This window comes from Nocardia sp. NPDC049526 (genome assembly GCF_044465765.1).
Classification (GTDB): Bacteria; Actinomycetota; Actinomycetes; order Mycobacteriales; family Mycobacteriaceae; genus Nocardia.
Genome location: NZ_JBITMA010000029.1, coordinates 1 through 15,798 on the forward strand (window position 1 = coordinate 1; position 15,798 = coordinate 15,798).

The 15,798-nt window shown below is 64.8% G+C and carries 13 protein-coding genes; 7 read left to right on the forward strand and 6 right to left on the reverse strand.

The features are described from left to right. Positions 1-99: 99 nt before the first annotated feature. Positions 100-1,014, reverse strand: a complete 915-nt coding sequence (kdgD, locus tag ACIBW7_RS42260) for a 5-dehydro-4-deoxyglucarate dehydratase (protein WP_397056643.1) — start codon at positions 1,012-1,014, stop codon at positions 100-102. A 262-nt stretch (positions 1,015-1,276) separates the two neighbouring features. Between kdgD and ACIBW7_RS42265 the strand changes: the two genes are divergently transcribed. The 5 genes from ACIBW7_RS42265 to ACIBW7_RS42285 all read left to right on the forward strand — a co-directional run bounded on the left by ACIBW7_RS42265 (position 1,277) and on the right by ACIBW7_RS42285 (position 6,576). Then, positions 1,277-2,662, forward strand: coding sequence for an MFS transporter (locus ACIBW7_RS42265; protein WP_397056645.1), 1,386 nt, complete (start codon positions 1,277-1,279; stop codon positions 2,660-2,662). Between the two features lie 13 nt (positions 2,663-2,675). Further along, positions 2,676-3,008, forward strand: a complete 333-nt coding sequence (locus ACIBW7_RS42270; protein ID WP_397056647.1) for a lactonase family protein — start codon at positions 2,676-2,678, stop codon at positions 3,006-3,008. A 237-nt stretch (positions 3,009-3,245) separates the two neighbouring features. After that, the gene (locus tag ACIBW7_RS42275) at positions 3,246-4,007 is read left to right on the forward strand and encodes a DUF4239 domain-containing protein (protein WP_397056649.1); all 762 of its coding nucleotides are present in this window, start codon (positions 3,246-3,248) and stop codon (positions 4,005-4,007) included. Positions 4,008-4,067: 60 nt separating this feature from the next. Beyond that, positions 4,068-4,958, forward strand: coding sequence for a hypothetical protein (locus ACIBW7_RS42280; protein ID WP_397056651.1), 891 nt, complete (start codon positions 4,068-4,070; stop codon positions 4,956-4,958). Between the two features lie 343 nt (positions 4,959-5,301). After that, positions 5,302-6,576 (forward strand): cytochrome P450, encoded by a 1,275-nt coding sequence (locus ACIBW7_RS42285; protein WP_397056653.1) that lies wholly within the window; start codon positions 5,302-5,304, stop codon positions 6,574-6,576. Positions 6,577-6,634: 58 nt separating this feature from the next. Here ACIBW7_RS42285 and ACIBW7_RS42290 read toward each other — a convergent pair whose 3' ends face one another. The 5 genes from ACIBW7_RS42290 to ACIBW7_RS42310 all read right to left on the reverse strand — a co-directional run bounded on the left by ACIBW7_RS42290 (position 6,635) and on the right by ACIBW7_RS42310 (position 14,418). Next, the gene (locus ACIBW7_RS42290; protein ID WP_397056655.1) at positions 6,635-7,924 is read right to left on the reverse strand and encodes a cytochrome P450; all 1,290 of its coding nucleotides are present in this window, start codon (positions 7,922-7,924) and stop codon (positions 6,635-6,637) included. 232 nt (positions 7,925-8,156) lie between these two features. Continuing rightward, positions 8,157-9,392: a cation:proton antiporter gene (locus ACIBW7_RS42295; protein WP_397056657.1), complete on the reverse strand. Its 1,236-nt coding sequence runs from the start codon at positions 9,390-9,392 to the stop codon at positions 8,157-8,159. A gap of 36 nt (positions 9,393-9,428) precedes the next feature. Beyond that, the gene (locus ACIBW7_RS42300; protein ID WP_397056659.1) at positions 9,429-11,156 is read right to left on the reverse strand and encodes a 3-deoxy-7-phosphoheptulonate synthase; all 1,728 of its coding nucleotides are present in this window, start codon (positions 11,154-11,156) and stop codon (positions 9,429-9,431) included. 40 nt (positions 11,157-11,196) lie between these two features. Then, the gene (locus ACIBW7_RS42305; protein ID WP_397056661.1) at positions 11,197-12,684 is read right to left on the reverse strand and encodes an NAD(P)/FAD-dependent oxidoreductase; all 1,488 of its coding nucleotides are present in this window, start codon (positions 12,682-12,684) and stop codon (positions 11,197-11,199) included. A gap of 618 nt (positions 12,685-13,302) precedes the next feature. Then, a complete protein-coding gene (locus ACIBW7_RS42310; RefSeq protein ID WP_397056663.1) occupies positions 13,303-14,418 on the reverse strand; it encodes a hypothetical protein in 1,116 nt (371 codons plus the stop codon). Positions 14,419-14,688: 270 nt separating this feature from the next. On the opposite strand from ACIBW7_RS42310, the gene ACIBW7_RS42315 reads away from it, so the two are divergent. Next, a complete protein-coding gene (locus ACIBW7_RS42315; protein ID WP_040692895.1) occupies positions 14,689-14,859 on the forward strand; it encodes a hypothetical protein in 171 nt (56 codons plus the stop codon). 121 nt (positions 14,860-14,980) lie between these two features. Beyond that, entirely contained in the window at positions 14,981-15,685 is a 705-nt protein-coding gene (locus ACIBW7_RS42320) for a PIG-L deacetylase family protein (protein ID WP_397056665.1), read from the forward strand. Positions 15,686-15,798 lie beyond the last annotated feature (113 nt).

Sequence of the window (15,798 nt, forward strand, 5' to 3'; positions counted from 1 at the left end):
GCTGTGGGCACTGCTGCGAGACGGGCGCGAATTCAGCCTCGACACACCGACTCCCGCCACTGCTACGGCTTGACACGGTCATTGAGAGTCCTTCGGGGGTCAGGCGATCGTCTTCACGAGGGTGGTCAGCTCGGCGAGTTCGGCCTCGGTGAGGTTGGTGAGCGGCGGGCGGACTCGGCTGGATGGTCTGCCGGCCGCGGTGAGACCGGCCTTGATGATCGATACCGCGTAGCCGGGGCGGCGGTCGCGGATGTCCAGGTAGGGGATGACGAAGTCGCGCAGGTGCGTGTAGACGGTCGCGCGATCGCGGTCGCGGACCGCGCGATAGAAATCGAGCGCGAATTCGGGTGCGAAATTGAAGATCGCCGAGGAGTAGGTGGTCACACCCATTTCGGTGTAGGGGAGTGCGAATGTTTCCGCGGTGGGCAGGCCGCCGATGTAGGTCAGCCGATCGCCCATCCGGGCGTAGATCCGTGTCAGCGACTCGATATTGCCGACGCCGTCCTTGAACCCGATGAGGTTCGGGCTGCGCTCGGCCATCTCGGCCACCGTCACGTCATCGCAGGCGGCATTGGCGCGGCTGTAGAAGATCACCCCGAGCGAGGTCGCCGCACACACTTGGGTCACATGTTCGACCAGCCCGTCCGGCGAGGCTTCCACGAGATAGGGCGGCAGCAGCAGGATTCCGTCCGCACCCGCCGCCTCGGCCGCGCGGGCCTGCTCCACCGCCACCCTGGTGCCCGCCGTCGCGGGCGCGATCACCGGAACCCGTCCGGCGGTTTCGGCCACCGCGGCGCGTACCACACGATCGATCTCCGCACTGGTCAGGGCGAAGCCTTCGCCCGTGCCACCGGCCGCGAACAGGCCCGCGACCTCGTATCGGGACAGCCAGCCGATGTGATCCCGATAGGCCCGCTCGTCGAAGTTCAGTTCGGCGTCGAAATGGGTGACCGGGAACGAGAGCAATCCGCGCCCCAGCGCGGGTCCCAATTCCTCGGCGGATAGCTGCGGCACGAATATCCTCCTGGCGACGGAAATTGCTGATTTCTCTGGAGGTTAGGTCCGGTACCTGATGCCGGTCCAACACTGTTTTGAAATCAACTGATACTCGAATGGCATCGGATCCGACTATGCTCTCTCCGACCGGCACCCTCTCGTTCGGGTATCGCTCAATACCGAATTGGTGTTCGACGGGTATCGCTTCCGACCTTTAGCCTCCTTTCACACCCATTGCAGGGTGATCCGGCGCACACCGGCCGGTCACAGGAGGACAGTGATGTTGAAACGTGAGAATATGCCTGCCGTCGGTGGCGCCCGCGCAGGGGTGGCACCCACCGAACAGCGACGCGGTCGTCGCATTCCCACGCGCTATCTCGTGCTCGGGCTCTTATTCATCATCACCGCCGTCAATTACGCAGATCGCAGCAGCCTGTCGATCACGGGCAGCGCGGTCCGGGCGGATCTCGGGTTTTCCACCGTCCAACTCGGCTACATCTTCTCGGCATTCAGCTGGGCCTATGTCGTCGCGCAATTGCCCGGCGGGATGCTGCTCGACAGATTCGGCGCGCGACGGGTCTATGCGGCGAGCCTGGCATTGTGGACGCTGGTCACCGCGGCGACCAGCCTGGTCGGCCTGATCACCACGCCGGTGCTGGTCGCATTGTCGATCGTATTCGGGCTGCGATTGCTGCTCGGCGTATTCGAATCACCGGCCTTCCCCGGTAATGCACGGGTATCGACCACGTGGTTCCCGACCGCCGAACGTGGCCGGGCAACAGCGGTTTTCAATTCGGCACAGTATTTCGCGACCGTAATGTTCGCCCCGGTGATGGCCTGGATCACGAATCAATTCGGCTGGCGCTGGGTATTCGTACTGCTCGGTGTGCTCGGCTTCAGCTTGGCCGTGTTCTGGTGGCGCTGGCTGTTTCCGCCGCGTGCGCACCGCCGCGTCACCCCGGCCGAACTCGATGCGATCGTTTCCGGTGGTGCGCTGGTCGATCTCGATACGACCAAGGGCGAGAACGCGACTCGACGCACGCGACTCGATCGGCGCATGCTTGTGCGCGTCTTCTCCACCCGGCCGCTGTGGGGCGTCTATGTCTTCCAGTACGCGGTCAACGCACTGACCTACTTCTTCATCACCTGGTTCCCGATCTATCTGAACAAGGGACGCGGCCTGTCGCTGGTGCATGTGGGATTCGTCGCCGCACTCCCCGCGCTTGCGGCCTTCATCGGTGGCCTGGTGGGCGGCATCCTGTCCGATGCCCTATTGCGTCGCGGCCGATCACTGACGGCGGCGCGCAAAATCCCGGCGGCCGTGGGCATGTTGCTCGCCACCCTCATCGCGCTGTCCAACTTCAGCGACAGCACGACTGTGATCGTGGCGATCTTGATCGTGGCCTTCTTCGGCAAGGGCATCGGTTCCCTGGGCTGGGCGATCACTACGGATATCGCACCGGCGCAAGCGGTCAGCTTCGTGAGCTCCACCATGAATGCTTTCGGCAATATCGCGGGCATTGTCACCCCGATCGTCATCGGCTATCTGGTTTCCTCGACCGGCTCGTTCGATACCGCGCTGTGGTTCGTATCGGCACACGGGCTGCTCGCCGTGGTCGCGCTCATCGGTATGGGCACCATCCGACGTATCGAATTCGACGCCTGATCCGAAATGGGAAGTGCCGCGCTTCGATCCCGACCACGGCACCCTGACCCTGCAGCACTCGGACTCGGTGCTGCCGCCCGATTTCGCGGGCGGCGCACCGGCCACCTCGGATCTGTCCATCACGCCGGACGGCCGCTATCTCTGTGCCGCCGAGCGAACATCGAGCACGATCGCGGGCTTCCTGGTGGCCGATGCCACCGGTGCATTGACGCCGATCGGATCCACGCCGACCGAGGCACAGCCCTGCGGGTTCTGCATCGATCCGCGCGGACGCTACTTGATCGCCGCGGGCGCGAAGTTCAATGCGATCACCCGTACACGATCAATCCGGACACTGGCGCGCTGACCCGGTGACCAACTCGATCTCGGTCGTGATCCCAACTGGGTCGAGATCATCGATATGCCCTGAGTAGCACCACTTTCCATGGACATTCCGTCCCGCGACACGCGGAATGTGTTGGGACGCCATCCATCCGGGCCTCGGCTCCGAATAACAGTTGATCGACGCTGTTGAGTTCGACCTCGGCGAGCCGCGTCATGCGGCGGCGATCTGGTTGGTGGGTTCCGGGAGGTGCGTCGCTTCATGCTGTTCATATTCATCGTGCCCGTCCTTGCAGCGATTATCGCTGTGGCCATCTTCGTGATCGGAGATCGGTTGCGACCGAAGTCTTGGGTCTCGGCCGACGAGGAAGCGGCCGGTTCCCTCGTACTCGAACTGATCAACACGCTCTTCCTGGCGGTGGTCGCCTTCTTGGTGGTGATCTGCTGGCAGGAGTACGACAACGCGCGCAATCACACCATTGCCGAGGCGAAGGCGCTGGTGGATACCTATTCGACCGCGCATTCCATGCCGGATCCCGAGCATCGCCAGATCCAGGATCTGGTGCGGGATTACACCGATCAGGTGCTCACGCGGGAGTGGCCGGTCATGCAGGCGGACCGGCGGTTGAGTCAGCCCACCCAGGACACGTTCGACAGCCTGCGCGATGCCGTCATGTCGGTGAATACGACGGATCCGGACGTCGCGGATCTGCGCACGAGTGCCATGGCCAGCCTCGACGCGGCTGCCGAGGCACGCCAGGACCGGGCCATCGACGCGAGTTATCAGATGCCGGTATTCCTTTATGCGGCGCTGTGGTTCGGCACCGTCCTGCTGCTGTGCACCGCGGTGCTGTCGGGTGTGGAGGTCACCAAACGCAGTGTGCTGATGACCGCGCTGCTCGGTGTCGTCGTCGGCATGACGGTGCTGGCGATCTACAGCCTCGACCGGCCGTTCTCCGGCGGAAACAGTGTCCCGAAGGACGCCTTCGAATACGCCGTGTCCCGCTACGCGCACATCACCTGACGGACCGCCCGAGACCTGCGCAGCTGCGACGGATGGGATATCGGCAACATGGCATTTGTTGTGCAAAGACGAAGGGCCGCACTCGGATTGGCGGTGGCGACGGTGGTGCCGTTGTTCGCGGGTGGGCCGGTGGCCGCGGATTCGGCGGGCCCCGAGTGGCCGGTCATCGGTGATATCGCCACCGGGAGTGCTGCTGTCGGCGCAACTGGGACCGGAAGTGCGGCTGCGGATTCCGGGAGCAGCTCCTACGGCGGCGTCTTGGATCTCGAACCCAGGGGTGTCACGACCGGAAGTGCGGCACCGGGGACGGCGATGTCGGGCAATGCGAAGCGGGGTGGCGCGGCGACCGGCACAGGCGGCATCGACGTCGGCGCCGATGACCCGCCCGTCGGCGGGCATGCGGATGCGACGGCCGGAGCGGGCCAATCACTCGGCCTCGACCCGGGCAGCGTCCAAACCGCCTGCACCGGCAGCGCCGTAATCGGCAGCGCGACAATACTGCTCGGACTTGCGACCGGCAGCGGCATAACCGGCTCCGGTTTGATCGGCACCGGTTCGGTCGGTTCGAGCGGATCCGGCCTCGGCAGCGTCGTCGTCGGCAGCGCGATGACCGGCAGCGCAGTGCTGACCTGTCTGCTGCTACTCCCCGCCCCTGAACCGGATGCGCCAGGCATTCCACTCCAACTCGGCCCACCGCCGCCCGCTCCGGTGATACCCGCCCCGGCCGCGCTGATCGCCCCACCGGAATTCCCCCCAGCCGCACCGGCACTCGCGATCGTCCCGGAAACACCGATCCGCACTACCCCGCACCGACCGCAGGCCGTGGCGGCCGAGTCGACACCGGAGGATCCGATCGCCTGGAACCTTCTGGAGCTGGTGACGGTCATGGTGGTCACCGTCCTGACCGTGGTCCGCAAGATTGCTGTAGGTCGCAACAAACGAGCCGAATGACGCCGGTCGGGGTAGCCCTGATCGACTGAACCCGGGCGAATGCTTGCTCGAAGGACCGTTGGGGCTGCGCGTCTCATGAGCGGTGGCTATCATGACGGCGGACACTCAAGAACTGGTCTGGGGCAACGGATTTGGATCATGAGCACCGGCAGGAAGCTCATGACCCGCACCACACGTGCTGCCCACGTGGGGCAGATCGGCGCGACTGAAGTCGTGCGAGCAGTTTGTTCGTAATCCGTAGTCATCAACCTGCCGAAGCTCGCCGCTGTGACGTAACTGAGGTCAGTGCTGGGTCCGCTCGATTGTCAAGGTTCTTTAGTTTTCAAAAGTTCGGAGTTCATCTGTGGCTACGCATACGCATCACCCACCGGAATCACGGTCCTCGGTCGGCGGCTCACCGGGCTTCGGGGCCGGGCCGCGCATCGTGATGTACACCCCGGAATTCGCCGCCGACCCGCACCGGGCCTACGGGCAGATGCGCAAGAAGTTCGGTTCGCTGGTGCCGGTGGATCTCGCCCCGGGCGTACCGGCCACTTTGGTGATCGGCTACTACACCGCGGTCCGCATCCTGACCGATCCGGACCACTTCCCGGCGGATCCCCGGACCTGGGAGCGAAACATCCCGGCCGAGTGCCCGGTGCTCGGCATGATGAAGCGTCGGGAGAATGCCCTGCGCACCGACGGGCAGGAACATAAACGCTACCGCGAGTCCACCAGCGCGGCGATCAATGACGTCGATCTGCTCGGCATGCACGCTGTAATCGAGCAGATCGCGATCCCGCTGATCAATACGTTTTGTGCCGATGGACACGCTGATGTGTTGCAGCGCTACGTTTTTCCGCTGGTGTTCACCGCGGTGAACAGCATGCTGGGAGTCGACGCCGATATCGGCGCGCGGGTCGCGGCGGCGTTGGACGCCATGTTCGATGCCGGGGCCGAGGTCGGTGCGGGCGACCGCATGCTGCACGAGGCGCTGCGACTGCACACCGAACGCAAGCGGGAGGAGCCCGGTGACGACATCACGACTCGATTGATGCGTCACCCGAGCAGTCTGACCGATGAGGAAGTGATCCAGCAGTTGGTGACGCATTACGCGATCGGGGTCGAGCCGCTGGTCCACCTCATCGGCAACGCGTTGCGGCTGATGTTGACCGACGATCGATTCGCCGCGGGCATGCACAGCGGTAGTCTCTCGACCCGGGATGCGCTGGACGAAGTGCTGTTCACCGACCCGCCGTTGGCGAACTACTGCATTTCCTATCCCCGGCAACCGATCCTGCTCAATGGTGTGTGGTTGCCCGCGCACCAGCCGGTCGTCATCAGCATGGCGGCGTGCAACAGCGATCCCACCGTCAATGCCGCCGACGGCGTCGAGCGGGATGGCAATCGTTCACACCTGGCCTTCAGCGCCGGACCACACATGTGCCCGGCACAGGACGCCGCCTACCTGATCGCTCAGGACGCGATCGACCAACTGCTCGATGCCCTGCCCGAGATCGAGTTGGCCGGTCCCGCCGCCGAACTCGGTTGGCGCACCGGGCCGTTCCACCGCGCGTTGACCGCGCTGCCGGTCGTCTTCCCGAAGTCCGCTCCGTTCCCGGAGTTCCCGCCTCCCTGAGAACTCTGCCGAGCCCAGGGCCGAGATCGCCGAATCATCGACGATCTCGGCCCGACGGCTACATGATTTTCATCGGCGCCGACGGTGTGAAAACGACGGGGAATGCCGCCATCGCACGGTGGAACGGACCGGGTCGCCAGATCAGCTGATCCGCGGGCACCCCGAGCTGAATGTCGGGAAGTGCGTCGAAGAGCTGATCGATGGCGTACTGAACAGTAAGGTACGCAACGCCTTTGGCCGGGCAGGCGTGCGGACCGGCACTCCACGCCAGGTGCGAGCGATTGCCGAGACGTCGTCCGTCGGCGTCGTCGTCGCCGCGGATCTGTGGATCGTTATTGCAGCCGGTGAGGCTGATGACGACCGGTTGGTCCGCGGGCAACCAGATATCGTCGACCATGATCGGCTGGCGCGGATAAGTTGTGCAGAAGTTCGCCATCGGCGGGTCGTTGAACAGAACTTCGTCGATCGCCGTGATCGTCGACAGGTTTCGTCCGAGGACGTCCGCGCACTTGAACCGGTCGTCGGTGATCATCAGCAGCAGCGCATTCGTGATCAGATTGCGTTGCGCTTCGAATCCGGCGCCGTAGAAGCTCATCAACTGGGCGAAGATTTCTATGTCGTCCATGGCGGCCGGGTGGTGTGCCAGCCGTGAGGTGACGTCGTCGCCGGGATGGTCGCGTTTGAGTTGGATCAGCTCCAGTAGTGCCTCTTTGAGCATTGCCATGCCCTGGGCGCTACGGACCGTGTCGAAGCGTGCCGCCATGCCGCTGGCGACGCGCTGCCCGATGTCGGGTGGGCAGCCGACCATTTGGTTCAGGACGCCGAGGACGAGCGGAAATGCGTACTGGGTAACCAGATTGGCGTTTCCGGCCTTGCAGAAGGTGTTGATCAGTGGGATGGCGATCTGCTCGATGGTCGAAGGCAGTCCGTGCACATCGATTCCGTCGATGCTCGCGACGGAGGCATCCCGATAGCGGGCGTGGGTAGGTCCGTCGTTGTTGCGTGCGGCCGGGAGCCAGGCCATCATCGGCCGCACCGGGCAGTCCTCGGGGACGGTCTTCTGCCAGATGCGGGGGTCGGCGGGAAAGTGAGTGGGGTCGTTGAGGATTCGCACTGCGGTCGCGTAGCCGATCACGAGTGTGGCCGGCACTCCGGGGGCCAACTCGATCGGAACCAGTGTGCCGTACTTGCGCCGCATTTCGTCATAGGCGTGGTGCGGATCGGCGACGAACTCCGGGGTGTACAGCGGAATCCGCTCACCGGTAATACTCGATGATCCGTGCTGGACGGGGCAAACTCCGTTCGTGCCCGTGTGCGGATCGGACGTAGGGGGATGCGGTGTGGTCAAAGACGTTACTCCAAACGGTGGAACAGAATTCGACAAAGACTGAATCAATGAGCGCGGGCAGGTTCCTCGAACAAGGTCATCGGTGCGTCGTCGAGCATTCGAAACGACACACCCTTGCTAGGACCTTTCCGGAACCTGGCGACTCGCCCACGCTAGCAACATAGCAACGGGCAGACGGCGCTGCCCGGGGAACCTGGTTGCTACCCGGTTGGTTCGAGCGTGTCGTCGACGACTAATCGACCGGACCGCCGATGGGCAAGCGGTTGACCGGAGTGGCTGGATCGACCGGAGGCTTCTCGTGGACACCGATCAGCCGCAGCAGCGGCGCCGTCATCGCCGTCGTCACCAAGGCCATCACCACCAGGACCGAATATAGTTGTGGGCCAATGAGTCCCGTGCTGAGCCCGACGTTGAGTATGACGAGCTCGGTCAATCCGCGAGTGTTCAGCAATGCCGCCAACGCCGCCGCCGATCGCGATGTCAGACCGGTCAGTCGCCCGGCCACATAAACACTTCCGAGCTTCCCCGCGACGGCGACCACCATGATCACCACCAACTCGCCGACGGCGGCTCGGTCGATCGCCCCGAGGTCGACCGCGAGCCCCGCCACGACGAAGAACCCAGGCAGCAGCACCAGGCTCAGAATCCGGGCACCGGATTCGACCGCCTCGCGTCGCGCGCGCGGAAACACCACACCGAAGGCGAAAGCACCGAAGATCAAATGCAGTCCGATCCATTCGGTTATCGCGCCGAGCAGCAGCGCGCCGCCGACACCGACCACGATCATCGTCTGCTCGGTGCCCGCCGCGGCGATCCGCGCCAATGCCGGACGCACGATCCACCACGTCACAGCTACAACAGGCACCAGAAGCGCCAGTCGCCACTGGCTGCCCGTTCCAGGATGCGCGACGGCCAGCACGACGGCCAGCGCCGTCCAGGCGAAGATGTCGACCAGCGCCGCACAGGCGAGGCTGAGCTGACCGATTCCGGTGCGTGTCAGCCCACGATCGTGCAGGATCCGGGCCAATACCGGAAATGCGGTCACCGCCAGGGCACAGCCGATGAACAGCGTGAAGCTCGGTAGGTCACCGGTTCGGTGGCGCGCGAGCGCGGTCGCGGCGATGCCACATCCCAAGACGAACGGCACGGCGTAGGCGGCGACCGATACCGCCGGGATCGACCGTCGGCTGCCCGCGAATACGCCGCGGTCGAGTTCCAGTCCGGCGACGAACATGAACACGGCGACGCCCACATTGGCGAGCAGGGTCAGATATGAGCGGATCTCGTGCGGAAACAACATGTCCGACAGATGCGGCCCCAATACGGTCGGGCCCGCGAGTATTCCGGCGGTGATCTCCCCGATCACCGCGGGCTGGCCGACGCGTTCGGCCAGCCACCCCAAGATCCGAGCCGCCGTCATGATGAGGGCGAGATCCATTAGGACCAAGACGATTTGACTACTTTGCACTTACTTCTCCCTCGCGATTCGACGGGCGTGCGCCGATCAGCTTGCCCACATCGCGCTCAGTGTGGTGATGACACAGTGCAATGCCCGTCCGGTATCGAGTCTGGTATCGAGGCGATTTCGGGGTTCGCAATCGAGGTGCAGGCCGGCCGGTGCGGTCCCCGTGGTCCGGCACGCGCTGACGAAGGTGTGGATCGCGGCGGCGGTATCGTCGGCATGCATCGGATCACACACCCAGCACACCGGGGTACCGCATCGGGCGGCCGCCTCGAACAACGCGGGAAGTGCGTCGGCGGTACGGGCGCCCGACAGCGCGGGGACGAGCGTGAGCCGACCGGGCCGACGGTTGGGATTCAAGTATCGGCACAGGAACTCGACATAGTCCGGCGTCGCGGTGGGGCCGAGGGTTACCGCCAGCGGGTTGCGGACGCGGGCGGCGAAAGACAGGTGCTGGGTGGTGAATTCGTGGTTTCGATCGCCGATCCAGAGCAGTTGGGTCGAGCGGTCCCATTCCGGCCGCGTCAGCCGAGGTCGAGTCGCATTCGAATCGCAGGGCTTGGCCGCGCGCGAGATATGAAGGGGCGTAATGGAACTGTACAGCTCGCGGGATGCCGCCGGTGCGCTTGCCGCGATGGGGAGCATTGCGGCGACCTCGACCAACAGATCGCGTGCCACCGACGCCGGGTAGTGGTCCGCGGCGCCGTGCAGCAGGTTCGTGCAGAGCGCGATCGGTGGGTTCGAGACGCGCCAATTTTCGAGCAGTGCCGCGGCCCGGCGGTAACCCTCCGGCAGCCGGCCTCCCGCCAAAGAGCCGGAATCGGCCGGCACACCGCATGGTTCGCCGTCGTAACGCAGTTGGCCGATGGTCACGATCGGCGTGTCCAGCCCGTGCTTCAGTACTGCGGCGGCACTGATCGCCAGCGCGCGGCGGGCGGGCAGTGTCGTGACATCCAGGGCGGCGGAAGTGCGGGCGCCGAGATGTACTACGAATGCCTGCCCGCACGCTGCGGCGGCCAAATCGGCAGTGAGCGAGTCGGATTCGCGCGGATGGACCAGCGCGGGCAGGGCGCGCGAACACTGTCCGCCGGCGCGCGGCGACTCGGTATCGCAGCCACCCTGGCGTGCTGTCGAGGGGTGGGCCGGTTGTGATCGGGTGTAATCCGGCTCATCGGCCCAACTCAGATCTTCATCCGAGATCGGGGCATGCTCCGGTGGCACAACGCTGGGATTGAATATCTCGCGGATATAGCACAGCGGCTGATGATCTCCGAGCATGATGACGTACGCCTTGGCCGCGCAGAGGCGACCATCGGGCCATCTCGTGACGCCCGCCCGCAGCACATGTCGCCGCTGGGACAGACCCCGAGAAATCAAGCCGCGTCCGATAGGCACGTGCAGATCGTCGGTGCCTGCCGCGGCCGCTGACCCGCTCACGGCGACGACATAGTTGACCGATGCGGTCACCATGTCGGCATTGATCAGACACGAGCGACGGACGATGACGCGGTCGGGACCGGCCAATCCTAATGCGTCGGCAACGGTGGCTGGTAGCTGCTCGGCCGCGAGTTCGTCCTGGCGCAGCACCCGCACCTGCAGATCCGTGCCGATTATGGCCTCGAGTCTCGGCTGGGTGAAGTCGTCGCTGGCCAGTAGCCGCCGGGTGATCGGATGGCCGAAGCGTGCGATCTGTTGTATGGCTGTCCGAGGGGCCGAACCACCGACCGAGGAATCGCCCGGTGGTTCGGGGTCGGAGCGCGTGATCGTCATTGTGACCGGCTTCGCGCTGTGGTTTTCACGAAGACCGGAACTAGAGTACGGGGACGTCGGCCGCCTTCGGGGGAAGCACCGGCCGCGCGATCGCCTCGACCTCGGCGGCGTCGCGGGGCCGCGTGGTCAGGCCGAGTACCGGTTCGGTGGTGATCCGCACATCGTTGAGCACTGTGTCCGCCAGCGGGTCACGCCAGTGATCCCAGACGACCGACATGTCCAGATGACCCATGTACTCGAGGTTGGCCGACTCCGCGTGCAGTTTTTCGGTCTCGGTGAGCTCGGAGGCGATGGTGTCGGTCGGGGTGAGCCCTTGCTCTCCCGAGGATTCGTCCACATCGGTGAGCCCGGCCATGATCCGGGTGAACGACACCTCGGGGGTGTCGCCTTCGTGCGCCTCGGTGAGTTTGTCTGCGTGCGAGAAGTATTCGTCGGAACCGATGTACTGTTCGTACATACGCGAGACCAACACGAGGAACCGTGAGTAGGCCCGTCGGGCAGTGTGCTCGTAGAAGGCCATCGCGTCGGTCTCGCTCATCTCGCCGCGCAGGGTGGTCGCGATCGCTGCCGCGGCGACGAGCCCGCCATATGTCGCCAGGTGCACGCCAGTGGACAGCAGCGGATCGAGGAAGGCCGCGGAGTCACCGACGAGGGCGTAGCCCGGACCGCAGAACCGGTCCGACACATAGGAATAGTCCTGCTCGGCCTTGACCTCGGCGACCTGCTCCGCGCCTTCGAGCAATGCGCTCATGGCCTTGCTGTCGCGAATCGTGTTGAGGTAGTAGGCATCTCGACCCTGCTCGCGTAGTCGCTCGCCCGCCTTGCGCGCGGAAACCACATAGCCGACGCTGAATCGGCCACTGGATAGGGGGATATGCCAGAACCAGCCGCCCTCGGGGGTGGATACGACATTGATCGCGCCTTCCGGGCTGTCCGGGTGCAGGCGTGCGCCTTCCCAATACGACCAGACCGCGACATTGCGGAACGCGGGGTGCTGCCGACGCATATTGAAGCGCCGCTTGGCCAGCAGGCCGTATCGTCCCGAGGCGTCGACGAGGAAATCGAATTCGGTGGTCCGAGTGCCGGTGTCACCGGGGCCGGTCCATTCGACGGCTACCGGGCGGTCACCATCGAAAATCACGTTCTCGACGTTGGCGTTCTCGATCACCTGCGCGCCTTGTTCGGCCGCGTTGCGCAGCAGAATGTCGTCGAATGCGTCGCGCTCGACCTGGTAGGACCAGGCTTCGGCATCAACGAGCTGGGACCAGTCCAACAGCCAGTTATCGTTCTGCCACTGGAAATAGCCGCCCCGCTTGATCTGGAAGCCATGCGCCGCGACCTTGTCGAACGCGCCGGAAAGACGCAGCGTGGACAGGCATGATGCGAGCATCGACTCACCAATGTGATACCGCGGGAACGTATCTCGTTCCAGAAGCGTCACGCGTATTCCTGCTCGAGCCAGCAGCGCCGCGGTTGTCGACCCCGCTGGGCCGCCACCGACAACGAGGACATGCGGATCGTTCGCCATTGCACACTCCTTGGAACAGCGGACACCGACGCGGGCTGTGCGCCCACATCAGCAACCGAACCCAACTCCGGTCCCACGGTGGTGGATCAACCCGGACCGAGCGTCGCCATCAGTTAGCCATACGTGACGACGCCCTCGTCAGATTGTAGCGGTAAGTATCGAATCCTCAACCGCCGGAGTCGATTTGGTGGTCACAGGCAATTGGTGGTAACCGGTGTCTGAAGGGTAGCCGATACCCCGAATCGGACCTGCTCACCGACCCGGCCCTTACAAAGCACGCCTGGGTGGGTGTCGGATGCGGCGGCGGGAGTCCGAGGATGCATTTCGGAGCAGCACTTTTCGTGGAGATCGTGCGCCGCGATCGGAGGGAATCGCCTGGGCGTGACAGGCGAGGCTGTTCGGTGTCGTTTGGCATCACCCCGCTCTTCCGGCAAATTTAGAGTAAAGCCCAAACCAGGTCCGCGCGAGGCGTTCGCAAAGTTGACTTCTGCGGTTGGCGACCGATGCGCGGCGATCAACGCGCGGATTCCGCTGCGGCGGAAGTGATTTGCCCAGCCAGACGCCAGCAACGCGGGTGCGAACTGTCAAGGGGGCACCCGCGTTACCTGATCACGACGCCTATTCGGGTGTCTGCTCGACCGCCCCTGCTACCGCGACTGTGGCTTCGGCGGCGTGGCGGGCGACCTCGGGGGTGCATCGTCCGAGTCCGCACGCGGTGGCGACGCCGAAGGCATTGCGACCCAGCGCCTCCTCGAAAAGCGCACGCGCCCGGTTGCTGTTCTCGACGGAATCCGTGGAGACCACACCCGCGATCACTCGCCAATCGGTGGCCAATGATCGCAGGGGAGCGTAGAAGCGAGGTTCCAGCGGTGCGGGCGCGGCGCCGTACGCACACGGAACATGCACAGCGGGTAGTGGCACCCCTTGCCGATCCAGCAGTCGCGCAGTGCGATTGAGCAGTGTCACCGCGGGAGCCAGACTGCGTGGGGACAGCAGGCTCTCGTGCTGATAGTCGCCGTAGCACAGGTGCACAACGGTTTCCGCGCCGATCTCGTGCAGCCGCCCGAGGACGCCGGCGAGCTGGCGCGCCACGAGTGGGGCCAGCGCCCATCGCGAACCCAGTTGTGTCGCTTTGACCATGCTCAACAGCGCGAAGGGGGATTCCAATTGCCAGACGACACGATCGCCGTGACGGGCGACTACCTCCGATACCTCCTGCGCCATCGCTTCGGTGAACACCGGCAGCTGCCGCAACGCGGCGACCGCGAGATCGAAGTGGCGCAATGCCTTTCCGACCGGCAGCCCGCCGGACACGGCCGCGCCCGCGAATACGAACATCGCCAGATCCAGCGGATTCGGCAGGCTTATCTGGACTTTCGTCTCGGCCAGCTGTGGCTGTTCGCGCTGTAGTGACTCGAACGCCGCCACCACTTCACCGATGCGCTCGACCCGGTCCATCGACACCTGCCGCGGTTCGAGTTTGCGACCGGATCGGAGTCCATAGCTGGGGAAGTCACTGTAGTCGGCGTATCCGCCGTCCTGGACGATCTCGAAGACATCGGAATGCTGCTTGCGTGTCAGCAGATAGTCCATGATCCAGTCGGGGTCCAGATCGCAGGGGAGCGCGGTGACCGGCCGGCCGGCGGTGCGGTCGGCAAACCATTGCAGGACAGCGCGATCGCCCGTCATCAGGTCCGCCGGAAGACTGCCGACATAATGTGCGTACCTGGTCATGGGTGGCCCCCTTAAGGTTCGGAATACATGCGAGCGGACAGCCAATAGTGACGCAGGTGCGCGAGGCCGACAACTTCGACGTTTTCCGTTGTCACACTTGGCGAATTCGGAAATCGGACGGGCTGTCGGGATGCTGAGCAGAGGTCAGGGTTAACCCTGATCTTCACCCGGATATCGGTGCTGAGCTGGTGATTTATCACTATCCGGCTGCCAGCATGGAGGAGTCGGATCGTCGGATGACGGTTCGCCCGAGACCTTCTGGAGGCTGGCATGTTGTGGAAAATCATCGGTGTCGTAGCGGTCGTCTGGATCGCGCTCGCCATCATCGGTGCGTTGATCAAGGGGCTGTTCCCGATTCTGGTGATCAGCGCGGTCGTCTTCGGGCTGTACCTGCTGTACAAGGCGGTCGCGGGCTCGGACAACTCCGTGAGCAAGCTGTAGCGTCCGCCCGCGGGCCCGCCGGGACTTCGGGCGCCGCGGTTTCGAGAGGTGGGCCGTGCGCCGTCCGCCGCGGACAGCGCGCGGCCCACCCGCGTTCGGGGCGTCTGCTTGAATAACCCCTGTGGAGCAGGTTCCCGAGGATTGGCAGCGCGGCCTCGTCGTCGTGGCGCATCCGGACGATATCGAATACGGTGCGGCCGCCGCGGTGGCGCGTTGGACGGGGCAGGGCAAGGACATTCGCTACGTGCTGGTGACCTCCGGCGAGGCCGGGATCGCGGGCATGCCACCGGCGGAGGCCGGACCGCTGCGGGAGGCCGAGGAGGTCGCCGCGGCCAAGGTGGTCGGGGTGCACGAGGTGGAATTCCTCGGCTATCCGGACGGCCGCGTCGAAGAAACCCTTGCGCTGCGCCGTGACCTGGCCGCCGTGATTCGTCGTCATCGTCCGGAATTCGTGGTGCTGTTCAATTTCGGCGACACCTGGGCTCCCGGCTATGCCAACAGCGCCGACCATCGGGCGGTCGGCCGCGCCGCCCTCGATGCGATATCCGATGCGGGCAACGAGTGGATTTTTCCGGATCTCACCGAACCGCCGTGGTCGCCCCGGCTGGCCGCGGTGGTCGGCCCGAGCGCTACCCACGCCGTCGACGTCACCGACACCATCGAGCAAGCCGCCGCCTCGCTGGCCGAGCACCGCCGCTATCTCGAGGTGCTCAGCCCCGAGCCGGTGGCGGAGCAGGTGCGCGCGGTGATCGACATGGCGACCGCCCCGAAGCCGGGATTCCCCGCCGCGCGCGCTGTCGGCTTCGAGCTCTACTACTTCGGCTGAGTACCGTGACAGCAATCACATCTACTCCCGGCGTCGAAGCCCCTTCCGCGAGAATGTCGCGGAAATCACGTTTGTCGATGGCGACCGGTCCGGTCGTAGGTCGAGCTACCCGG